Annotated in this window: 18 protein-coding genes; 7 read left to right on the forward strand and 11 right to left on the reverse strand. The window is 72.1% G+C overall.

Features of this window, described 5'->3' with window-relative positions:
* Window positions 1-75: 75 nt before the first annotated feature.
* From ACWCWD_RS13020 to ACWCWD_RS13050, 7 genes are all read right to left on the reverse strand, one after another.
* Window positions 76-525 (reverse strand): spore-associated protein, encoded by a 450-nt coding sequence (locus ACWCWD_RS13020; protein ID WP_450772502.1) that lies wholly within the window; start codon window positions 523-525, stop codon window positions 76-78.
* Window positions 526-710: 185 nt separating this feature from the next.
* Window positions 711-1,736: a hypothetical protein gene (locus ACWCWD_RS13025; protein WP_450772503.1), complete on the reverse strand. Its 1,026-nt coding sequence runs from the start codon at window positions 1,734-1,736 to the stop codon at window positions 711-713.
* A 231-nt stretch (window positions 1,737-1,967) separates the two neighbouring features.
* On the reverse strand, window positions 1,968-3,071 hold the full coding sequence (locus tag ACWCWD_RS13030; protein WP_450772504.1) for an LLM class flavin-dependent oxidoreductase: 1,104 nt from the start codon (window positions 3,069-3,071) through the stop codon (window positions 1,968-1,970).
* A gap of 252 nt (window positions 3,072-3,323) precedes the next feature.
* Window positions 3,324-4,298, reverse strand: a complete 975-nt coding sequence (locus ACWCWD_RS13035) for an ADP-ribosylglycohydrolase family protein (RefSeq protein WP_450772505.1) — start codon at window positions 4,296-4,298, stop codon at window positions 3,324-3,326.
* A 63-nt stretch (window positions 4,299-4,361) separates the two neighbouring features.
* A complete protein-coding gene (locus tag ACWCWD_RS13040; protein WP_450772506.1) occupies window positions 4,362-4,883 on the reverse strand; it encodes an SPW repeat protein in 522 nt (173 codons plus the stop codon).
* A 247-nt stretch (window positions 4,884-5,130) separates the two neighbouring features.
* Window positions 5,131-5,778: a fasciclin domain-containing protein gene (locus ACWCWD_RS13045; protein ID WP_450772508.1), complete on the reverse strand. Its 648-nt coding sequence runs from the start codon at window positions 5,776-5,778 to the stop codon at window positions 5,131-5,133.
* Between the two features lie 150 nt (window positions 5,779-5,928).
* Window positions 5,929-7,518, reverse strand: coding sequence for a molybdopterin-dependent oxidoreductase (locus ACWCWD_RS13050; protein WP_450772510.1), 1,590 nt, complete (start codon window positions 7,516-7,518; stop codon window positions 5,929-5,931).
* A gap of 257 nt (window positions 7,519-7,775) precedes the next feature.
* On the opposite strand from ACWCWD_RS13050, the gene ACWCWD_RS13055 reads away from it, so the two are divergent.
* The 5 genes from ACWCWD_RS13055 to ACWCWD_RS13075 all read left to right on the forward strand — a co-directional run bounded on the left by ACWCWD_RS13055 (window position 7,776) and on the right by ACWCWD_RS13075 (window position 13,360).
* On the forward strand, window positions 7,776-9,056 hold the full coding sequence (locus ACWCWD_RS13055) for an NAD(P)/FAD-dependent oxidoreductase (protein ID WP_450772511.1): 1,281 nt from the start codon (window positions 7,776-7,778) through the stop codon (window positions 9,054-9,056).
* Complete coding sequence (locus tag ACWCWD_RS13060) at window positions 9,053-9,793, forward strand: DUF1365 domain-containing protein (RefSeq protein ID WP_450772513.1); 741 nt, start codon at window positions 9,053-9,055, stop codon at window positions 9,791-9,793. Before ACWCWD_RS13055 ends, ACWCWD_RS13060 begins: the two co-directional genes overlap by 4 nt.
* Window positions 9,790-11,052, forward strand: coding sequence for a class I SAM-dependent methyltransferase (locus ACWCWD_RS13065; RefSeq protein ID WP_450772515.1), 1,263 nt, complete (start codon window positions 9,790-9,792; stop codon window positions 11,050-11,052). Before ACWCWD_RS13060 ends, ACWCWD_RS13065 begins: the two co-directional genes overlap by 4 nt.
* A gap of 134 nt (window positions 11,053-11,186) precedes the next feature.
* Window positions 11,187-12,560: a class I SAM-dependent methyltransferase gene (locus ACWCWD_RS13070; RefSeq protein ID WP_450772712.1), complete on the forward strand. Its 1,374-nt coding sequence runs from the start codon at window positions 11,187-11,189 to the stop codon at window positions 12,558-12,560.
* A complete protein-coding gene (locus tag ACWCWD_RS13075) occupies window positions 12,557-13,360 on the forward strand; it encodes a DUF1295 domain-containing protein (RefSeq protein ID WP_450772516.1) in 804 nt (267 codons plus the stop codon). The genes ACWCWD_RS13070 and ACWCWD_RS13075 overlap by 4 nt, the downstream gene beginning before the upstream one ends.
* Before the next feature lie 118 nt (window positions 13,361-13,478).
* Here the strand turns inward: ACWCWD_RS13075 and ACWCWD_RS13080 are convergent, their stop codons facing one another.
* The 4 genes from ACWCWD_RS13080 to ACWCWD_RS13095 all read right to left on the reverse strand — a co-directional run bounded on the left by ACWCWD_RS13080 (window position 13,479) and on the right by ACWCWD_RS13095 (window position 17,045).
* Complete coding sequence (locus ACWCWD_RS13080; RefSeq protein ID WP_450772518.1) at window positions 13,479-14,237, reverse strand: anti-sigma factor; 759 nt, start codon at window positions 14,235-14,237, stop codon at window positions 13,479-13,481.
* Window positions 14,234-14,818 carry a sigma-70 family RNA polymerase sigma factor gene (locus ACWCWD_RS13085; RefSeq protein WP_450772519.1) on the reverse strand — a complete coding sequence of 195 codons (585 nt, stop codon included), beginning with the start codon at window positions 14,816-14,818 and terminating at the stop codon, window positions 14,234-14,236. Before ACWCWD_RS13085 ends, ACWCWD_RS13080 begins: the two co-directional genes overlap by 4 nt.
* Window positions 14,819-15,060: 242 nt before the next feature.
* Complete coding sequence (locus ACWCWD_RS13090; protein ID WP_450772521.1) at window positions 15,061-15,909, reverse strand: siderophore-interacting protein; 849 nt, start codon at window positions 15,907-15,909, stop codon at window positions 15,061-15,063.
* Between the two features lie 227 nt (window positions 15,910-16,136).
* Window positions 16,137-17,045, reverse strand: a complete 909-nt coding sequence (locus ACWCWD_RS13095; protein WP_450772714.1) for a 5'-3' exonuclease — start codon at window positions 17,043-17,045, stop codon at window positions 16,137-16,139.
* Window positions 17,046-17,311: 266 nt separating this feature from the next.
* Here ACWCWD_RS13095 and ACWCWD_RS13100 point away from each other — a divergent pair, with 266 nt between their 5' ends.
* Both ACWCWD_RS13100 and ACWCWD_RS13105 read left to right on the forward strand, forming a co-directional pair.
* On the forward strand, window positions 17,312-18,487 hold the full coding sequence (locus ACWCWD_RS13100) for a quaternary amine ABC transporter ATP-binding protein (protein ID WP_450772522.1): 1,176 nt from the start codon (window positions 17,312-17,314) through the stop codon (window positions 18,485-18,487).
* Window positions 18,480-21,098 carry an ABC transporter permease/substrate binding protein gene (locus ACWCWD_RS13105; protein ID WP_450772524.1) on the forward strand — a complete coding sequence of 873 codons (2,619 nt, stop codon included), beginning with the start codon at window positions 18,480-18,482 and terminating at the stop codon, window positions 21,096-21,098. Before ACWCWD_RS13100 ends, ACWCWD_RS13105 begins: the two co-directional genes overlap by 8 nt.
* Window positions 21,099-21,206: the final 108 nt, after the last annotated feature.

Raw genomic sequence — 21,206 nt, forward strand, 5'->3', positions numbered from 1 at the left:
GCGGGACGTACCGACGGAACGGGCCCGGGAGCATCGCGCTCCCGGGCCCGCTCTGTGTCCCCCCGCCGTCCGTGGTCAGCGGACGGTGGTGGTCCGCTTCTCCAGCAGGGCCGCGCAGTTGGAGTTCTCCACCGACACCCAGATGTTGTCGATGTTGCCGCCCCAGCTCACGCAGTGGCCCTTGCCGTAGACGCGGGCCGGGCCCGCGTACGAGGTGTAGTTCCCGTAGTCCTCGGCATAGCCGTCGGTGTCCGACACGTAGATGTACACGGACATGGCCTTGACCGTGCCCGGGGTGCTGCGGATGGTCGCGACGCAGTTGTTGCCGTTCGCGGAGTTGTAGGTGAGGTAGACGGTCCCCAGTGAACCGACGGGCGCCGAGTTCACCGTCTTGTAGCCACTGCCGCAGACCCCCTGCGGTGTGACGTTGGGCGCGGCCTCGGCGGTGGCGGCCACCGCCACCGTGCTGCCCGCCAGGAGCGCGGTCAACGCTCCGACGGACGCGACAATGCGCGTGAATCCCATAATTTCCCCCTTGTGACGCTGAGAGCGTTTGCTCCCACTTGATGTGACCCTCCAACGGCACGGATGGTTGCACGCGGATTTCGCGGAGTCATGGGGAGCCGGCCGGTTTCGCCGGGGGAGGCCGGACGACGGCGGGTGGGAGCACCCCGTGCCCGCACGGAGACGCCCGGGCGGGCACGCTCTCGTCAGCGCTGTCGCTTCCCCGGCTTCTCCCGCTTCTCCCACAGGGAGCGCCGGGCGGCCCGGGTACGCAGAGCCCGGTAGCGGAGGGCGTCGTGCGGGCTCGGGAGATAGCGCCAGGGAAGGGCGTTCAGATGGCCGTCGACATGGCGGAACTGCGCCACGGCCTCGCGGTACCGCCCCTGGTGGGCGAGGACGTAGCCCACGAAGTGGCGGACGTACGGCAGCCGGGGATGATCGTCCGGCGCGGCGGCGATGTCCACCAGCGCGGCGTCGACCATGGCGCGCACCCGTGGTGCCCCGAAGGACGCGGCGGACGGTGCCATGTCGCTGTTCTCGAACCACGCGATCAACGGGAGGGCCGCCAGCAGGCTCCCGGCGGGTGCGTTCAGGGCGGCCTTCTCCGCGAAGTCACGGGCGATCTGCTTGGAGCCGTGCCACTTGGCACACCAGTACTGCAAGGCGCTGAGGTGCGCGTCGAAGTGGTGCGGGGCGCGCTCCGTGATCTCCCGCCACAGAAGATGCATGTCGCGGTTCGGGTAGCTGAGCCCCATCGCCATCCAGATCTCGGCGACGTGGGGCGTCGGGTCCGCCGGGTTGAGCCGGGCGGCCCGCACGAGGTCGTCGCGGGAGTCCCACAGCGCCTGGTGGAAACGCTCGAACCTCGCCCTGGACGTGTCACTCGCCCGCATCGCGCCCCGGAGCTTCCACGCGTACGCGATCCGCGCGCGTGCGCGGACCACCGCCGCGTCCGGGTCGTAGGGCCGGGCGGCCTCCCACGCCAGCAGCCACCCGTCCCCGTGGGTGGCCGCGACCCGGCCCAGCACGTCGCTGTACAGGGCGCGCCGCTCCCAGTCCTCCCCGGCCTCGGCGAGGAGCCGCGCCGCCGGCTCCCACTTCTGCCGCCGGGCCGCGGCGGCCGCCTTCTGCAACGCGGGGTCCGGACCCGCCAGTTGACGGGACTGCCACTTCATTGGGAGGAGGAAGAACCAGAACAGGCAGACGACCGCCACCAAGACCGGGAACGACACCGCGGATGACCCCAAGACTCTCTGCGCGCAGGGAGACGGGAAAGCCCACGCCCCCGGCGGCGTGGGCAGGGTGGACCGTCGGTCCGACGCACCCGGCCGTCACGCCTGGGCCGTGTGTCGGAAGTCCCGCCCGCCCTCCGGGCGGACGGCGCCACTTTCGACACACTGCCTAATGATCATCGTAAGTCTGTTCCCCCGTCGCGGCGTCGGCGGAGAGGCCCCGAACCCGGATCAGGCGGCCGACGTCCTCGCGGCGTCCCGCTTGGCGACTTCCTCGCGCACGATCGGGATCACATGGCGCCCGAAGTCGATCGCGTCGTCGAGCAGGTCGTAACCCCGGGCCGACAGGATCTCGACCCCCAGGTCGTAGTAGTCCAGCAGGGCCTGCGCGACCGTCTCCGGAGTGCCCACCAGCGCCGTGGAGTTGCCGGCGCCGCCCGTCTCGGCCGAGGTCGGCGTCCAGAGCGCGCGGTCGTGGCGCTCACCACGGCCCGCGACGGCGAGCAGCCGCTGCGAGCCCGAGTTCTGCGGGTTGGTCAGCGGGGGGCGGCGGCGCAGCTGGCCGCCCGCCTTGCGGGCCTTGATCCGGTCGAGCGTCCGGTGCGCCTTCTCCCAGGCGAGCTCCTCGGTCGGAGCGATGATCGGGCGGAACGCCACCTGGATCCTCGGTACGTCGGTGCGCCCCGCCGCCTTCGCCGCCGCCTTGATCGAGGCGATCTGCTCGGCGGTCTCGGCCAGGGGTTCGCCCCACAGGCAGAAGATGTCGGCCTCGGCGCCCCCGGCCGCGTACGCCGCGGGGGACGAACCCCCGAACGAGACCTGCGGGTGCGGTTGCTGGACGGGGAAGGTGTCGCTCACGAAGTCGTTGAACCGGTAGTGCGTGCCCTCGTGGTCGAAGGGCTCGTGGGAGGTCCATGCCTTCTTGATGATCTGGATGGCCTCGCGGGTGCGGGCGTACCGCTCGTCCTTGGTGAGGAAGTCGCCCTCGCGCTGCTGCTCGTGGTCGTTGCCGCCGGTGATGAAGTGGACGGCGAGCCGGCCGTCGCTGATCCGGTCGAGCGTGGCGAAGGTCTTCGCGGCGAACGTCGGGTACGAGACGTTGGGCCGGTGCGCCACGAGGATCTGGAGCCGGTCCGTGCGGGCGGCGATGAAGGCGGCGGCCGGTGACGGGTCGGGGGAGCCGGAGCCGTACGCGAAGAGCACCCGGTCCCAGCCGTGGTCCTCGTGGGCGCGGGCCAGCTTGAGCGTGTACTCCTTGTCGAAGGACGCACCCGAGCGGGGCGTCACTTCGGAACCTTCGTTGGTCGCTGCGATGCCGAGGAACTCTACGGGCATGGCGAAGCCTCATCTTCCGCTGCGGGTGGAACCGGCCGGACGGCGCGGTGCTGTCGTGCTGACGAAGAAGCAGTCAGGGACGACAGGACGCCGACCACACGCGACCGAAGTCGATGTGATCGCGGGTGACCAGCCGCAGTTGAGGGCGCATTCGCCCAGTGGACCAGCCGGATCGGTCCGGCGTCAACGGGGTGTCCGAGCGGTGGGCACGGCGGCGGTGTCAGGCCTCCCGGTCCTAAAGCGCAACACGCTTTAGGCGGTTCCCGGGTGCTCACCGTCCAGGCGGAGGGCGAGCGCCGTCAGCTCCGCGGTGCGCAGGACCCGTTCTCCGTACCCGGGCAGCGGTACGTGGAGCGGCCCGGTCCAGCGGGCGGGGATCGCGCTCATGCCGTGCACGGCACCCGCGAGCGCGCCGGTCACCGCGGCCACCGTGTCGGTGTCCCCTCCGACGTCGATCGCCGCCGCGAGCGCCGCTTCGAACGAGGGTGTCGTCCGCAGGGCCCAGACGGCGGTGCCCAGGCAGGGCCAGACCGCACCGTTGAACTCGGTCGCCAGGCCCGGGTGCCAGTCCGGGGCGAGCACCGCGGCCCAGCGGGCGCGCTGGTCCTCGCGCACTTCGGCGAGGGCGGCGGGCAGGGCGGCGGTCGGGTCGCCGCCGTCCAGCGCCACCCGGATGAGCTCGTGGAGGAGGGCGGTGCCCTCCCAGGCGGCGGGGTCGCCGTGGGTCAGAGCCGCGATCCTCCGGGCGGCGTCCATCGTGGCGGCGCGGGCCCCGGCCTCGTCGCCGGGGCCCGCCGCACGCGCGAAGCGGACGGCCGAACCGGCCGCCCGCATCAGCGAGCCGTTGCCCGCCGCACGGCCCTCCACCTGGAAGTGGAGGGCGGCGGCCAGATCCCAGGGATCGCCGCCCAGCAGGACGATCTCCGTCTGGATGCCGAGGTCCTTGGGATCGGCAGCCGCCCACCGCCGGAAACGGTCGAAGATGTCGGGGAGATCGAGCCCGTCCCGTTCCAGCAGGGACTCGGAGACGAGTACGGCCATCTGCGTGTCGTCGGTCGCCTCGCCCGGGTCCCAGCCGCCGCCCCCGCACATCGTGCCGGTGCCGTCCGGGAAGCGGGCCGACCAGACTCCGGCCGGCCCGAATTCGAAAGGTGCTCCGAGCGCGTCCCCGACCGCCGAGCCGACGACGGTGCCCACCACCCGGTTCTGCCTGCTTCCCCACCCCATGGGGGCACCCTACGGCCCGCGTTCAGGGCGTCAGTCTCGGGAACCCGGTGTTCCGCCCCGGCATCAGCCCCGGGAACCCGGCGTTCCCCGTCCGCCGGTGGCCTTCATCCCGGCCCGGCCGCCCGTCGAGCCTCCGCTCTTCATGGAAGCGGCCGCGCAGATCAGCCCCAGGACCACGGCGAGTCCGCCGATGATGACGTTGTTCAGGATGACCCCGAGATCGGGGCCGCTGCCCACGATCCACGGGGCGACGATCATCCAGGCTCCCATCGCGCAGATCGCCCAGCTCAGGCCGTACATCCGGGACGGGGACGCGGTGATGCCGAGGCCCAGTACGGCGAGGGCGATACCGATGATCAGGTTGTGCTGCACCAGCGCGGGCTGGCTCGACGTGAAGTGGAGCACCCAGGGCGACACCGCGCAGTACAGGCCGAGGAGGAACACCGGCGCGTCCACGAGGGCGACGTCGCGGCCGCCGAGCGTGCGGTTGTACCGCTCGCGCATCTCCGGGAGGTCCGGGTGGTCCGCCATGTCGTCATGTGTGTCGGCACGGGTGTCGGCACGGGGGTGTGAGAGGTCGGACATGAGTCGTCTCCTTTACGGTCCCGTGGGTCCGCCCGCCGCCGACCTGATCCGGACCGGAGCCCGGGCGGGAGCGGTACCTCTTTCCCCATGGTGCGCTTATCTCCCATTTACGCCCCGGGGCCGGGGGCGGCTGACTGCGCAAATCGCGGTGCGTGCCCACGGGAGGCCAACCGGGCCCGCGCGCAGGGGGTTTGACGCACGTCGGCGAACCCCCTGCGCGCTCCGGCCCGCACCGGCCGGCCGGTGCCTACTGCGGCGGCATCAGGACCGAGTCGACGATGTAGACCGTGGCGTTGGCCGTGCGGACGTTGCCGCAGACGATCTTCGCGCTGTCGTTCACGGTGTACGTCATGTCCGAGCCGGACGTCGTCAGCTTGCTCTTCTCCAGGGTGGTGAAGGAGCCGTTCGACAGCTGCTTCGGAGCGATCTTCTCGCCGACCACGTGGTAGGTGAGGACCTTGGTCAGCTCCTCCTTGTTCGCGAGCAGCTTCTCCAGGTCGGCCTTCGGGACCTTGGCGAACGCCTCGTTGGTCGGCGCGAACACCGTGATGTTCTCGGCGCTGTTCAGTGTGTCCACCAGCCCCGCCGCCTTGACGGCGGTGACCAGGGTCGCGAGCTCCGGGTTGTTCGAGGCGGCGGTGGCGACCGGGTCCTGCGCCATGCCGTCGAAGGAACCCGCACCGTTCTTCGGCACGGAGGAACAGGCGGGGCCGAAGGGCTGGTCGTCCGAGGGGGTCGAGCCGGCCGCCGACGCACTGGCCGAGCCCGCCTTGCCGGGGGTGGAGCCGGCGGCGGAGTCCTTGGTGTCCGTGGAGGAGCAGGACGTCAGGGCCAGCGGCAGCACGGCGGCGACCGAGACGGCGACGGCGAGACGGCGGAGGTGCAGGGCGTTCATGGTGTTTCTCCTGGTTCGGATGGTGGTGCGGGTCCGGGCGGTCGAGCGGCCCGGACGGCGGGTTCCGGGCGGTCGAGCGGCCCGGACGGTTCGGTCGTGGAAATGAAGGCGGAGCGGTGGTGTTGGCTGAGCGGTGGTGGTGACGGTGTCTCAGTCCACGTCGACCACCACCGAATGCCAGCCGGTCGCACCGTCGGGGACGGTGCCGACCCGCTCGGCGGTCTGGGTGGCGCCGGTGCCGTCCGTCGCGCGGACTTCGAGGGTGTGGTGGCCGGAGGTGGCCGGCCACTCCCACACCCACTGGCGCCAGGTGTCCCGGCCGTCCGCCGCGCCCAGCCGCGCGGTGTGCCAGTCACCGCCGTCCACCCGGACCTCGACCCGGGAAATGCCCCGGTGCTGGGCCCAGGCGACACCGCCGACCGGCACGGTGCCGGCCTTCGGCGAGGCGAAGGGGCGCGGGGTGTCGATCCGCGACTCCGTCTTGATGGGTGCCTGCCGGGCCCAGTCGCGCTTGACCCAGTAGGCGTCGTACGCGTCGAAGGTGGTGAGCTCGATGTCCTCGATCCACTTGCAGGCCGACACGTAGCCGTACAGGCCCGGTACGAGCATCCGCACCGGGAAGCCGTGCTCGAACGGCAGCGGTTCGCCGTTCATGCCGAGGGCGAGCATCGCGTCACGGCCGTCCAGGACGGTCTCCACGGGCGTGCCGATGGTCATCCCGTCCACCGAGCGCGAGACGAGCTGGTCGGCCGGACCGCCCCGCGACGGGGCCTTCACCCCGGCCTCGCGCAGCAGGTCCGCCAGCCGTACCCCGATCCACCGGGCGTTGCCGATGTAGGGGCCGCCGACCTCGTTGGAGACGCAGGCCAGGGTGATGTCCCGCTCGACGACCGGCCGGCGCAGCAGGTCCTGGTAGCCGAGGGTCAACGGGCGGGCGACGCCCTTGCCATGGATGCGCAGCCGCCAGCTGCCGGCGTCCACGCGGGGCACCACCAGCGCGGTGTCCACCCGGTAGAAGCTCTTGTTCGGGGTGATGAACGAGCTGATGCCCCGGACCCCCAGATCCGCGCCCCGGGGCACGGCCGGGGCCGCCGAGTCGGGTGTCGGCAGGGTGATGTCCGCGCGCGAGGCGGAGGCCCCGGCCTGCACGGAGGCGGTGAGGCGGCGCCCCACGTACCCCGCGCCCGCCGAGGCCGCCGCGGCGGCGGTGGCGGCGATCACGAAACCACGCCGGTCGAAGGCGGGCCCGGCGGGGGGCACCGGCCCGGTCTCCGTCTCCCCAGCCGCGGGTGACGGGGACCGGACCGGAGTCCGGGCCGGAGTCAGCCGACCGATCAGGAGATACAGCACTCCCGCAGCGACGACCGCACCGACCACCGAAGGCAGTGCGTCGGAGGGGCTGCCCTCGGGCCGCCCCACCGCCGACACCGCTCCGACCAGACCGAAGACCAGAACGGCCGAGGCGCCGACCCGCCGGTGCCGCAGTGCCAGGACTCCCACCGCCATGGCGAAGAGCGCCAGCAGCACGAGGATGCCCAGCTGCAGCACCAGCTTGTCGTCCGTGCCGAAGTTCCGTACGGCGAAGTCCTTCACGGCCGGGGGAGTGCGGTCGATGACCGCGCCGCCCACCGCCGTGACCGGCCCCGCCTCCGGGCGTACGGCCGCCGCGGCCAACTCGGCGACGCACAGGGCACAGAACCCGGCGATCAGCCCGCTGAGGGCGGCCAGTACGGCGCGCACCCAACGGGAGCGCCGGGACTCCGAAGGTCCCTGCTTTCGCGCATCGTTCCGATCTGCTGTCACACCGGGGATTCGGCGCCGGGCGGCCGGCGGATTGGTCGTTCACCCGAATGGATCACACCTCGGTTCCGGCCAATCCGCAGGACCGCCGGCGACGAACAACTCCGTGGGGCGCCCGTCCGGCAGGCGCCCGGCAGCTCCGGCCCCGCTCAGGGCGGTCGTGGCGGCGAGGGACCAACTCACGGAAGGTGCACAGGATGGCAGCGGTACGGCGGCGCACGGCCGTGGTCGGAAGCGGGGTGGCGGGGCTGACCGCCGCCCACGTGTTGACGAAGACCGACGACGTCACGCTCTACGAGGCGGACGACCGCCCCGGCGGGCACGCGCACACCCACGACCTGACCTCGTCGGACGGGCGGGTGCACCGCGTCGACTCGGGCTTCATCGTCCACAACCGCCGGACCTATCCGCATCTGCTGCGGCTCTTCGACGAACTCGGGGTCCGCACGCAGGAGTCGGAGATGTCGATGTCCGTCCGGTGCGAGGGGTGCGGACTCCAATACGCGGGTGCCCGCGGGGTGTCCGGGCTCCTCGCCCAACCGCGCGCGGCCCTGCGCGGCGCCTATCTGCGGATGCTCGCCGAGGTGCCCCGGTTCCACCGGGCCGCCCGCGTGGTGCTCGCGGAGCCGGAGAGCGCGGGCGGAGAAGGCCTGCTCACGCTGGGGGAGTTCGCCGAGCGCTACCGCTTCTCCCCTTATTTCCGCGCCCACTTCCTCACCCCGGTGGTCGCCGCCGTCTGGTCCTGCGACCCGGTCACCGCGCTCCGCCACCCGGCCCGCCATCTGTTCCGCTTCCTGGCCCACCACGGCATGCTCTCCGTCGGCGGCTCGCCGGTCTGGCGCACCGTCACCGGTGGTTCCCGCTCCTACGTCGACCTTCTGACGAAGCGGCTCTCCGCGGTGCGCACGGCCACTCCGGTCCGAGCCCTGCGCCGGCACCACGACGGCGTCGAACTGGTCACCGACGACGGAGCCACGGAGGGGTACGACCGCGTGGTCGTCGCCACCCATCCCGACCAGGCCCTGCGGCTGCTCGCCGACCCCACCGACGCGGAGACCAGCGTCCTCGGCGCGTTCCGGTACTCCCGCAACACCACGCTGCTGCACACCGACACCACGCTCCTGCCCGACGCCGCGAGGGCCCGCGCCTCCTGGAACTACCTGATGCCCTCGTGCGCGGCCGACGCCCGCCAGGTCACGGTCAGCTACGACATGACACGGCTCCAACGGCTCGACGCCCCCGAGACCTTCGTCGTCACACTGAACGACGGCGGACGGGTGGACCCCCGGAGTGTCCGCGCCCGGATGGTCTACGAACACCCGGTCTTCACACCGGAGTCGGTCGCCGCGCAGGCGCTGCTGCCCGCGCTCTCCGGACCCGTGACGGCTTTCGCCGGGGCGTACCACGGCTGGGGGTTCCACGAGGACGGCTGCCGCTCCGGTGTCGAGGCGGCCCACGCGCTGGGGGTGACCTGGTGACGGGCGTTCCCGGCGCCGCCGCGCTCTACCCGTGCACCATCGCCCATGTACGGACGCGGCCGGACCGCTACGCCTTCCGCCACCGCACCTACCTCTGGTGCATCGACCCCGACCGCCCCCCGCACCTGCCCCGCCCGCTGGCCCCGCTCGCCCGGTTCGACGCCCGGGACCACTTCGGCGGCACGGCACCCGGCATCCGCGCCGGCCTCACCCGCTTCCTGGCGGCCCACGGTGTCGAGCTGGGCGACGGCACGGTGCGGATGCTCACCCAGGCACGGGTGTTCGGCCATGTCTTCAACCCCCTCACCGTGTACTGGTGCCACCGCCCGGACGGCTCGCCGCTCTGCGTCGTCGCCGAGGTGCACAACACGTACGGGGAACGCCACGCCTACCTCCTGCGGCCCGGCGCGGACGGCGTGGCCTCGGCGGACAAGGACTTCTACGTCTCGCCGTTCTTCCCCGTCGACGGTTCCTACCGGATGCGGCTGCCGGAACCAGGGGCCCGCCTCGCGCTGACCATCCACCTGGAACGCGCGGGAGGGCGCCCGTTCACGGCGACCGTGCGGGGCACCGGGCGCCCCGCCGGGCCGGCCGCGCTGCTGCGGCTGGCCGCACGCCACCCCTGGTCCACCGCCGCGGTCTCCCTCGCGATCCGGTTCCACGGCATCCGCCTCCTCCTGCGCGGACTGCCGGTGGTCCCGCGCCCCCGTTCCCGTACTCAGAAAGGCATGCGGTGAAGGTGTCCACCTCCCCCTGCTCCCCGTCCGTGCTCCCCGCCCCCGACCCGGAGCTCTGGCCCGACATCGTCCGGCCCCGACGCGCCTCCCGCCCGAGGACCGCCGTCGCCGAACGCGTCGTCCGGCACGCCCTGGGGCGCCTCCCGCTGCGCGCCCGGCTCGCGGGCGGCGAGAGCCTCGGCCTGGGCGGCCCGCTGCTGGAGATCCACCGCCCCGAGGCGTTCTTCCGCCGGATCGGGGTCAACGGCCTCATCGGCTTCGGCGAGTCCTACATGGCGGCGGAGTGGGACGCTCCCGATCCCGTCGCGGTGCTCTCCGTACTCGCCGGACACGTCGCCGAACTCGTCCCCGCCCCGCTCCAGCGGCTGCGCACGTTCTGGGCGCCTCGGCAGCCCGCCGCGCAGGCCAACACACCGGACGGCGCGCGGGACAACATCAGCCACCACTACGACCTCTCGAACGACCTCTTCGCGCTCTTCCTCGACGAGACCATGACCTACTCCGCCGCCCTCTTCCGGGGGTTTCCGGCCGAACGGTCCCTGCTCCCCGCCGCGCAGCACCGCAAGATCGACCGGCTGCTCGACCTGGCCGAGGTGGGCCCAGGCACCCGGCTGCTGGAGATCGGCACCGGCTGGGGCGAACTGGCGTTGCGCGCCGCGGCCAGGGGCGCCCGCGTCACCACGGTCACGCTCTCCGCCGAACAGCGGGACCTCGCGCGTCGCCGTATCCGGGACGCCGGACTGGAGGACCGGGTCGAGGTCCGCCTCCGCGACTACCGGCAGGTCACCGGGGAGTACGACGCGATCGTCAGCGTCGAGATGATCGAGGCCGTCGGAGAGGAGTACTGGCCCGTCTACTTCCGCACCCTGGAGGCGAGGCTCGCTCCCGGCGGCCGGATCGCGCTCCAGGCCATCACCATGCCGGACGACCGGATGCGGGCGGCGAGCGCCACCCACACCTGGATTCAGAAGTACATCTTCCCCGGCGGGCTGATCCCCTCCAGCCGGGCCCTGGAGGAGACCGCGGCACGCGCCGGCCTGCGGACCGACCGGCGCGCACGGTTCGGCACCCACTACGCCGAGACCCTGCGCCTGTGGAGGGAACGTTTCCACGAACGCGCCGAAGAGGTCGACGCCCTCGGGTTCGACGCCACCTTCCGGCGGATGTGGACCTTCTACCTCGCCTACTCCGAAGCCGGCTTCCGCTCGGGCTACCTCAACGTCGAACAGGTCCTGCTCGTGCGCCCGGAGGCCCCGTGAACCCCGCCGCCGACCCGCCCGCCCGCCGCCCGACCCTTCCCCCACCGGAGGAGAGCCCCGTGAACCCCCCGCAGGACCCCGCCGCATCCGGGTCCGGAGCGACCGCCGCCCGGCACACCGCGGACCCCGCTGCCGTGCCGCGCCCCCGGAGCACCCCGGACGCCCCCGCGCCGCGAGCCCTACCGGACCGCGCCGCGTCGAACGGCGCCGCCCAACGCGTCGGACCGCTGGTCGAGCGGTTCCTCGGCGGTGCGCTGCCGGTACGCGTACGCATGTGGGACGGCAGCGAGACCGGCCCGGCCGGTGCGCCGACCGTGCACGTGCGCTCCCGCCGCGCCCTGCGCCGGCTGCTCTGGCAGCCCGGCGAACTCGGCCTTGCCGAGGCCTACATCACCGGCGACATCGACCTCGCGGACGACCTCGCCGACGGACTGCGCGCCATGCGCGGGGCCGCCCGGGAGAGGGGACTGCGCCCACCCGCGCCGGGATTCGGCGACCGGATCAGGGCGGCGGTCACGGCCGTACGGCTCGGCGCGGTCGGACCCCGCCCGCCGGTGCCCGCCTCGCGGGCGGGGCTGCGCGGCGCACTCCACAGCAAGGCACGGGACCGCGCCGCCGTCAGCCACCACTACGACCTGTCCAACGCCTTCTACACCCTCCTGCTGGACGGAACGATGGCGTACTCCTGCGGCTACTGGACGGACGAGGAGCGGCCCGGCTACGGCCCGGCCGACGCCCAGCGCGACAAGCTCGAACTGATCTGCCGGAAACTCGGACTCGGCCCCGGCGGGCGGCTCCTGGACATCGGCTGCGGCTGGGGCTCGCTCACCCTGTACGCGGCCCGCCGCCACGGCGTCCGGGTCACCGCCGTCACCCTCGCCGCGGAACAGGCCGCCCACGTGACCCGGAGAGTCGGCGAACTCGGTCTGGAGGACCGTGTCGAGGTGCACCACGCCGACTACCGGGACGTACGGGGCCTGCCGGGCTTCGGGGCCGACTACGACGCGGTCTCCACCGTCGAGATGGGCGAGCACGTCGGCGACGCCGAATACCCCGCGTTCACCGCGCTGCTGCACGACGTGCTGCGCCCCGGCGGCCGGGCCTTCGTCCAGCAGATGTCCCGCGGCACCACCGCGCCCGGGGGCGGCGCCTTCATCGAGTCCTACATCGCCCCCGACATGCACATGCGGCCGCTCGGCGAGACGGTCGGGCTGCTGGAGGGCGCCGGACTCGAAGTGCGCGACGTCGAATCGCTGCGCGAGCACTACGTCCTGACGGTGGAGGCGTGGCGGCGCACCCTGGAGGCACGCTGGCCGGAGTTCGTCGCCCTCGTGGGCGAGGAGACCGCCCGGGTCTGGCGGCTCTACCTGGTGGGCGGCGCCCTCGCCTTCGAGGAACGGCGGATGGGCGTCGACCAGATCCTCTGCGTGCGCCCCGACGCCTCGGGGGCGGCGGCGATGCCCGCCACCCGGCACGGCTGGTACGAGGGACTGGGCGCGGGCCGGTGACCGGCTTCGGCTGGGCGGCGTTCGCGCAGGGGCTCGCCCCCGCGGCGGGCGCCGCCCTGGCGGTCATGCTCGTCACCTTCACGGTGGCCCTGCGCAAAGGGGTGCACCGGGTGGTGGACGTCGCCTGGGGCATCGGGTTCGCGGCCGTCGCCCTCGTCTCGTACCGCATGTCGGCGGGCGACGGCGACGGAGTGCGACGGCTCCTGGTGACCACCCTCACGGTGGTCTGGGGCTTCCGGCTCGCCCTGCACATCGCGCGCCGCGGACGCGGCCACGGCGAAGACCCGCGCTACGCGGCCATGCTGGACCGCGCTCCCGGCCACCCCGACCTCTACGCGCTGCGCAAGGTGTACCTGCTCCAGGGCCTCCTGGTCTGGCTGGTCTCCGCCCCCGTGCAGGCCGCGCAGTACGTCGAGGGTCCGCCCACCGGGTGGGTCTGGGCCGGGTGCGCGCTCTGGTCGGTGGGGCTGGTCTTCGAGGCCGTGGGGGACCGTCAGCTGGCGCGGTTCAAGGCCGACCCCGCGCACCGCGGCCTGATCATGGACAGAGGCCTGTGGTCCTGGACCCGGCACCCCAACTACTTCGGGGACTTCTGCGTCTGGTGGGGGCTGTTCCTGTTCGTCGCGGACAGTCCGGCCGCCGCGGCGGCGACCGCCGTCGCTCCCGCGCTGATGAGTTACCTGCTCATCGGCGGAAGCGGCAAGGCTCTGCTGGAACGCCACATGGCAGACCGGCCGGGCTGGGCCTCCTACCGGGCGCGTACCAGCGGCTTCGTCCCGCTGCCGCCCCGGCGGAACTGAACCGCGGCACCATCCCCCGCGCGGGGCCCTTCGTCGTACGCGCGGTGCCCCGTGCGTACGGGGCGGAGCCCGGGACCTCCGAGGAGGTCCCGGGCCACCCTCCCGACGACGCCCCCGATCAGGCCGTCGGGAAGTTCATCAGTGCGAGAGGCGCCGAGGTGGGCGCGGCCGAGCCGCCCGCCGGCTCGACGGTGACGCCCATGCCCGAAGCGTCGTCGACCGGGCCGGCCAGGAGCACCGCGTTGCCCGCCGCGTCCGGGTCCATCAGCCCGGCCGAACGCATCGTCCCGCCGTCCGCGAACCACAGCTGGTAGACCTTGCCGGCCGGCGGGCGCTCCAGCCCGGAGGAGAGGAACACGGCCCGGTTCTCGCTCGACGACACCACGACCGTGCCGCGTGCCCGCGCGGCGAACTCCGTCGAGACGGTCTTCGCGTCGGGTGCGGAGAGCACGTGCGCCAGCAGTTCGTTCCGCTGGTCGGCACTGTCCGCCTCCTGCTGGGCGTCGCGTGCCACCTGGTTCTGCCACACCGCAACCCCGCCGAGGGAGGCCGCGGCGGCCAGGCAGGCGGCCAGGGCGTACCGGGTCCACCGCCCGGGCCGCCCGGGAGCGGTGGCCGGACCGCCGGGAACGCCGTGCCCCGGAACCTCCTGACGTACCGTCGTGATCCGGAGCAGCACCTCGTCGCGCAGTGCGCGCGGGGGAGTCGCGGAGACCGCCAGGGCCAGCCGGGACGCGGTGGCGGAGAACTCCGCCACCTCCTGCTCGCAGGCACCACATTCGGCCAAGTGCCGCTCGAATGCCTGGCGTTCGTCCTCGGGGAGGGCGTGCAGCGCGTAGGCGCCGGTCAGCGTGTGCAGTTCCGCCGTGGTGCTCATGCGCTCACCCCCAGGCAGTCGCGCATCCGGATCAGCCCGTCGCGCAGTCGCGTCTTGATGGTTCCCAGCGGTACGGCGAGGAGTTCGGCCACCTCGCGGTAGGTCAGGCCCCGGTAGTAGGCCAGGGTCACCGACTCGCGTTGCAGCTCGGACAGGGTCCGCAGACAACGGCGCACCTGCTCGCGCTCCAGTCGGGTCTCGACCTGCTCGGTCACCTCGTCGTACGCCGGTGTGCGGTCCAGCAGAGCGGCCCGGTGTTCCCGCGCCGCCGACGCTTCCGCCGAGCGGACCCGGTCCACGGCCCGGTGATGGGCGAGCGTCAGCACCCAGTTCATGGCGCTGCCGCGGGACTGCTGGTAGCGCGGCGCGGTCCGCCACACCTCCACCAGCACCTCCTGGGCGACCTCCTCGGACTGGGCGGGGTCGCGCAGGACGGTGCGGATCAGACCCAGGACCGGTCCGCAGACGGCGTCGTAGACCTGGGCGAAGGCGTCCTGGTCCCCCCGGGCGACCTGGACCAGGAGGTCCTGGAGATCGGGTCCGGCCGAGGGCACGGGGCCGATGTACACGGCTTCTTTCAACGCGGCTTCCTCCCAGGAGGTTCATGGACTCCCCTTGATTCGGAGCCGCGGGCCGTTCGGATTGGTCGCCCGGCGAAGGGACCGGCCCTTCGGGCGATCAGCCGGCCGGGCCGGTGCGGGGCCGGTGCGGGAAATCCTTCCACGGACCGGGCGGCCGGCGTCCGGACATCCGTGGAAATCCGGACGCGCGGGAGCCCCGGCCGTCCTCCGAGGACAGCCGGGGCTCCGGTGGCACCGCGAGGTCAGCTGGGACCGGGGCCGCTCTCCTGCTCCCGCTCGACCTGCTCGTTCCACTCGCGCTTGACGGCGCGCCAGGCGTCGTCGTTCTGGCCGAGACGCCAGTAGCCCGAGATCGACAACTGGCCCAGGGGGATCTGGCGTTCGACCCTCAGGTACCGCCTGATCTCCTTGACGAAGCCCGCCTCGCCGTGGACGAAGGCCTGTACCTCGCCCTCCGGGAAGTCCAGCTCCAGCACGGCGGCGGTGACGAGCTCGCCGACCGGCCGCCCGCCCCGGTGCAGCCAGTTCACCGACACCCCGGCGGGGACGGTCACCTTCTGCTCCTCGGTGGCGTCGGACACCTCGATGAACACGTGCCCGCGGGCATCGGAGGGCATCTGCTCCAGCGCCACCGCGATGGCGGGCAGCGCGCTCTCGTCGCCCACCAGGAGGTGCCAGTCGGCCGACTCCTGCGGGGCGTAGCCACCGCCCGGGCCGAGGAGCGTCATCAGGTCGCCGGGGGAGGCCTGCGCGGCCCAGGGACCGGCCAGACCCTCGTCGCCGTGCACGACGAAGTCGATCGCGAGCTCGCGGGTGGCCGGGTCCCAGGAGCGCACGGTGTACGTACGCGTGGTCGGCCACAGCTCGCGCGGGTACGACTCGCGGATCGCCGCCATGTCGAAGGGGTGCGCGTAGTCGGCGCCCTCGGGTGCGAAGCAGAGCTTCACGTAGTGGTCGGCGAAACCCTCGGTCCCGAAGGAGGCGAGGCCCTCGCCGCCCAGGACCACCCGCACCATGTGAGGGGTGATCTGTTCGGTGCGCACGACCTGCGCACCCTTGCCCTTGGGCGGTTGCCGCGTCGGACGTGCCACGTGGATCTCCCTGTGCTGGAACGTGCGGGGACCCGGGAGACGGGGATTCGGCACCCGGGGACCTCTGAACTTAGGTCTACCTAAGCTAGCACCGGTCGGGCGGCCGGGGTACGGGCGGGCCCGTAATCAATGCATGCGCGGAACGATCCCCGGGGCGTACGTGTGCCGCCCCGGCCAGGGAACCACGGATTCCTGTGGAGGGGCGGACGGGCGGGCCCGGCGGCCCTTCAGGAGTGCAGCGCCGACAGGAGCCGCTGGAGCGCCCCGCGCAGCCCCCACCGCTCGGCCAGCTCCGCGAGGGCCACCGGGTCGCGTGCCTCGCGGGGCAGGACCGGGTCGAACTCGGGAAGGGGTACGTCCCCGGCGACCCGCACCACCTTCGGCGCGACCGCGACGTACCCACGGGCCTCGTCCAGCCGCCTGCGCTGCGAGGGGGTCAGCTTCGCCGCCGGGTCGTCCACCGCGGCCATGATCCCGGCGAGGTCCCCGAAGGCGTCCAGCAGTTTCGCGGCGGTCTTCTCGCCGATCCCGGGGACGCCGGGAAGACCGTCACTGGGGTCGCCGCGCAGCAGGGCCAGGTCGACGTACCCCCGGCCGTCCACGCCGTACTTCTCGCGCAGCACCGCCTCGTCGGTCACCTGGAGCGTGCCGACGCCCTTGAGGGGATAGAGCACCCGCACCCCGCGCGCGTCGTCCACCAGTTGGTAGAGGTCGCGGTCGCCGGTGACGATGTCCACGGGTCCGGCCGCCCGGCCGGTGAGCGTACCGATGACGTCGTCCGCCTCGTACGGGGCGACGCCCACGCGGGCGATGCCCACCGCGTCCAGCACCGCCTCGATCACCGGGACCTGCGGGGCGAGGGTGTCCGGGGTCTCCTCCTCGTCGGCCTGGCCCGCCGGGGTCTCCACCGCCACCCGGTGCGCCTTGTAGGTGGGGATCAGCTCGACCCGCCAGGCCGGGCGCCAGTCCGCGTCCATGCAGGCGACCAGGTCGTCGGGGTGGTGGTCCTGGACCAGCCGGCCGATGAAGTCCAGCAGCCCGCGCACGGCGTTGACCGGGGTGCCGTCCGGTGCGCGCACCGAGTCCGGCACGCCGAAGTAGGCGCGGTAGTACAGGGAAGCGGTGTCGAGGAGCATCAGGCGTCGCGTCACCCCCCGATCATGCCCCACGGCACCGACACCGGCCCGGGGCGGCGGGCCCGTACGGGGGCCGCGAGCCGGACGGTAGAAGTGACCTGGGCCACAGAAGCGTTTGCTCCGGATAAGCGGGGGCAGGCGCGGCACCGGAGCGGAGCACGTCCAAATTTCAACTTGTGTACGTGCCATGCGGGCAGATTCCGTGCCGCTCCACGGTCCGCCGACGGGGGTGGCGGACCGTTTCCGGTTCAACCCGCGAGGTGTATGTGTCAAGGCTGCAGGCCGAACACCTGTACAAGGTATTCGGCAGACGACCCGATCAGGCCGTGGAGAAACTCGAAGGCGGCGCGAGCCGTGACGAGCTGCGCGCCGACGGAACGACCGCAGCGGTGATCGACGCGTCGTTCACCGTGGAACCGGGGCAGATCTTCGTCGTGATGGGTCTCTCGGGCTCGGGCAAGTCCACGCTTCTGCGGATGCTCAACGGACTCCTGGACCCCACAGCCGGAAGCGTGCTGTTCGACGGTCAGGACCTGACCTCGCTCAGCCCCCGCGAGCTCCGCCACGTCCGCTCGTCCAGGATCAGCATGGTCTTCCAGCACTTCGCGCTCTTCCCGCACCGCAGTGTGCTGGAGAACGCCGCGTACGGCCTGGAAGTACAGGGCGTCGCCAAGGCCGAGCGCGAGAAGCGCGCCGCCGAGGCGCTGGAGCTGACCGGGCTCGGCGGCTGGGAGAAGTCCTGGCCCGACGAGCTGTCGGGCGGCATGCAGCAGCGCGTCGGACTGGCCCGCGCGCTGGCCACCGACGCCGACCTGCTGCTGATGGACGAGTCCTTCAGCGCGCTGGACCCGCTGATCCGCCGCGACATGCAGGACCAGCTCCTGGAACTCCAGAAGCGCCTGAAGAAGACCATCGTCTTCATCACCCACGACCTCAACGAGGCCATGCGCCTCGGCGACAGCATCGCGGTGATGCGGAACGGCGAGATAGTCCAGCTCGGCTCCGCCGAGGACATCCTCGTCACGCCGGCCAACGACTACGTCGCCTCCTTCACCCAGGACGTCGACCGCGCCCGGGTGCTGACCGCCGGCGCCATCATGGCCGAACCGCACACCGTCATGGGCTCCACCACCGAGGACGGCACCGAACTGCGCACCCCGCAGGACGTGCTGGACGCGGCCCCCGCCACGGTCGCCGAGTCCACGCCGATCATCGAGCTCTTCACCCCCTGCGCGTCGAGCAGCACCCCGGTCGCCGTGACCGACGAGCGGGGCAGGCTCGTCGGGGTCGTCCCGCGCGAGCGGCTCCTCGCCGTGCTGGGCGAGCCGATGAAGCCCGCCGCGCCGATGCCCGCCGCCGAGGACACCGCGCCCGCCGAGGACACCGCGGCGGACGACGCCGGTGCCGAGGACCTCGCCGCGAAGAAGGTGGCCCGTGTTTAGGCTCCCTCTCGGTGAATGGGTCAACTCCGCGGTCGACTGGCTGCAGGTCCACCTCGCCTGGCTCTTCGACGCCATCAGCTCCATCGTCAGCGGCATGTTCGACGGCATAGCCGCCGTCCTGTCCGCCCCCGCCCCGCTGCTCTTCGCGGGCATCGTCGCCGTCATCGCCTGGTGGCTGCGCGGACTGCCCGCAGGTGTCCTCGCGTTCGTGGGATTCGCCCTCATCGACTCCGTCGAGCTGTGGGACGAGGCGATGGACACCCTCACCCTGGTGCTCGTCGCCACCATCGTCACGCTGGTCCTGGCGGTCCCGCTCGGCATCTGGGCCTCCCGGTCCAAGAGCGTCAGCGCGGTGACCCGGCCGGTGCTGGACTTCATGCAGACCATGCCCGCCATGGTCTACCTGATCCCCGGCGTGATCTTCTTCGGCGTCGGTGTCGTCCCCGGCATCATCGCCACCATCATCTTCGCGCTGCCCCCGGGCGTCCGGATGACCGAACTCGGCATCCGCCAGGTCGACGGCGAACTCGTCGAGGCGGCCGAGGCGTTCGGCACCACCTCCCGCAACACCCTGCTGCGCGTGCAGCTCCCGCTCGCGCTGCCCACGATCATGGCGGGCATCAACCAGGTCATCATGCTGGGCCTGTCCATGGTGGTCATCGCCGGCATGGTCGGCGGCGGCGGCCTCGGCGGCTCCGTCTACCGCGCCATCGGCAACGTCGACGTGGGCCTCGGGTTCGAGGCGGGCATCTCCATCGTCATCCTCGCCATGTACCTGGACCGGATGACGGGCGCGCTGGGGCGCGAGGTCTCCCCGCTGGGCCGCCGGGCGCTCGCCAAGGCCCAGGCCCTGGCCGGTGGCCCGAAGTTCTGGAACTACCGCCCGCAGGGTGCCGTCGCGCTCACCGGTGTGGTGATCCTCGCGCTCGTCGCCGGAGGCATGGGTGTCTTCGGCGGCGGCTCCTCCGCCACAGCGTCCTCCTCGTCCGTCGGCGCGGGCAAGAAGATCAGCATGGGGTACATCCCCTGGGACGAGGGCATCGCCTCCACGTACCTGTGGAAGGAGCTGCTGGAGCGGCAGGGCTTCGAGGTCGACGTCAAGCAGTACGAGGCCGGAGCGCTGTACACCGGCATGGCAGGCGGCCAGATCGACTTCGAGACCGACTCCTGGCTGCCCGTCACCCACGCCAGCTACTGGAAGAAGTACCAGGACCGCCTGGACGACCTGGGTTCCTGGTACGGCCCCACCTCGCTGGAGCTGGCCGTCCCCAGTTACGTGAAGGACGTCAAGACCCTCGACGACCTCAAGGGCAAGGGCTCGTCGTTCAAGAACCGGATCGTCGGCATCGAGCCGAGCGCCGGTGAATCGGCCCTCCTGAAGGACAAGATCCTGCCGGGCTACGGCCTGGACGGCGAGTACAAGGTCGTGGACGGCTCCACGCCCTCGATGCTGGCCGAGCTGAAGCGCGCGTACGCCAAGAAGGAACCGATCGTCGTTCCGCTCTGGTCGCCGCACTGGGCCTACGACAGCTACGACCTGACGAAGCTGAAGGACACCAAGAACCTCTGGGGCAAGGGCGACGGCGTCCACACCCTCTCCCGCAAGGGCTTCGCCGCGGACAACCCCGAGGTCGCGTCCTGGCTGAAGAACTTCAAGATGAGCGAGAAGCAGCTCACCAGCCTGGAGGCCGAGGTCCAGAAGGCCGGCGCGGGCAAGGAGCAGGACGCCGTCCGCACCTGGCTGAAGGCCCACCCGGACGCGGCCGAGAAGTGGACCCCGTCGGCGAAGGCATCCAAGGCCGCCGACGGCAAGGACGAGCGCGACCGCGCGCTGAACGTCGCCTGGTTCCCGTGGGAGGAGGACATCGCCGCCACCTACCTGTGGAAGGCCGTCCTGGAGCAGCGCGGCTACACCATCAACCTCAAGCAGTTCGAGGTCGGCCCCATGTACGCGGCGATGTCGCGCGGCCAGATCGACGTCCAGTTCGACGGCTGGCTGCCGTACACGCAGGCGAACTACTGGAAGAAGTACCAGAGCGACCTGACCGACGTCGGCTCCTGGTACGGCCCCACCTCCATCGAGGTCGCGGTGCCCAGCTACGTCAAGGACGTGCACACGCTCGCCGACCTCAAGGGCAAGTCCTCGGAGTTCAAGGGACGCATCGTCGGCATCGAGCCCGGCACCGCCACCATGGAGAACCTGAAGAACGACGTGCTGCCGGCCTACGGGCTGGACAAGGAGTACAAGGTCGTCGACTCCTCCACGCCCGGCATGCTGGCCGAGCTGAAGCGGGCGTACGCCAAGAAGGAGCCGATCGCCGTCGTGCTCTGGACCCCGCACTGGGCGTACGACCAGTACGACCTCACCAAGCTGAAGGACCCGAAGAAGGGCTTCGGCACCGGTGACCGGCTGCACACGGTCGCGAGCAAGGAGTTCCCGGAGAACTACCCGCAGCTCGCGAAGTGGTTCAAGAACTTCAAGCTGAGCGAGGACCAGCTCGCCGGACTGGAGAACGGCATCGCCAAGGCCGGTACCGGCCACGAGGAGGAAGCCGTGAAGTCCTGGATGGACGCCCATCCGGGAATCGTGGACACGATGGCGCCGCAGTAGCCGCAGAATCCGCTTACGCGCAGGTCAGGGGTGGTCACCGCCGAGAGGCGAGGGCCACCCCTCGCGCGTTGCCGGGAGTTCTCCTCGGTGAGGGAATCACGCAACCAT

The organism is Streptomyces sp. NPDC001493, assembly GCF_053597235.1.

Excerpts from the sequence above, each read along its gene's own strand:
- ACWCWD_RS13020 (WP_450772502.1), bottom strand. The coding sequence starts at position 525 with ATGGGATTCACGCGCATTGTCGCGTCCGTCGGAGCGTTGACCGCGCTC.
- ACWCWD_RS13030 (WP_450772504.1), bottom strand. The coding sequence starts at position 3,071 with ATGCCCGTAGAGTTCCTCGGCATCGCAGCGACCAACGAAGGTTCCGAA.
- ACWCWD_RS13035 (WP_450772505.1), bottom strand. The coding sequence starts at position 4,298 with ATGGGGTGGGGAAGCAGGCAGAACCGGGTGGTGGGCACCGTCGTCGGC.
- ACWCWD_RS13040 (WP_450772506.1), bottom strand. The coding sequence starts at position 4,883 with ATGTCCGACCTCTCACACCCCCGTGCCGACACCCGTGCCGACACACAT.
- ACWCWD_RS13045 (WP_450772508.1), bottom strand. The coding sequence starts at position 5,778 with ATGAACGCCCTGCACCTCCGCCGTCTCGCCGTCGCCGTCTCGGTCGCC.
- ACWCWD_RS13055 (WP_450772511.1), top strand. The coding sequence starts at position 7,776 with ATGGCAGCGGTACGGCGGCGCACGGCCGTGGTCGGAAGCGGGGTGGCG.
- ACWCWD_RS13080 (WP_450772518.1), bottom strand. The coding sequence starts at position 14,237 with ATGAGCACCACGGCGGAACTGCACACGCTGACCGGCGCCTACGCGCTG.
- ACWCWD_RS13095 (WP_450772714.1), bottom strand. The coding sequence starts at position 17,045 with ATGCTCCTCGACACCGCTTCCCTGTACTACCGCGCCTACTTCGGCGTG.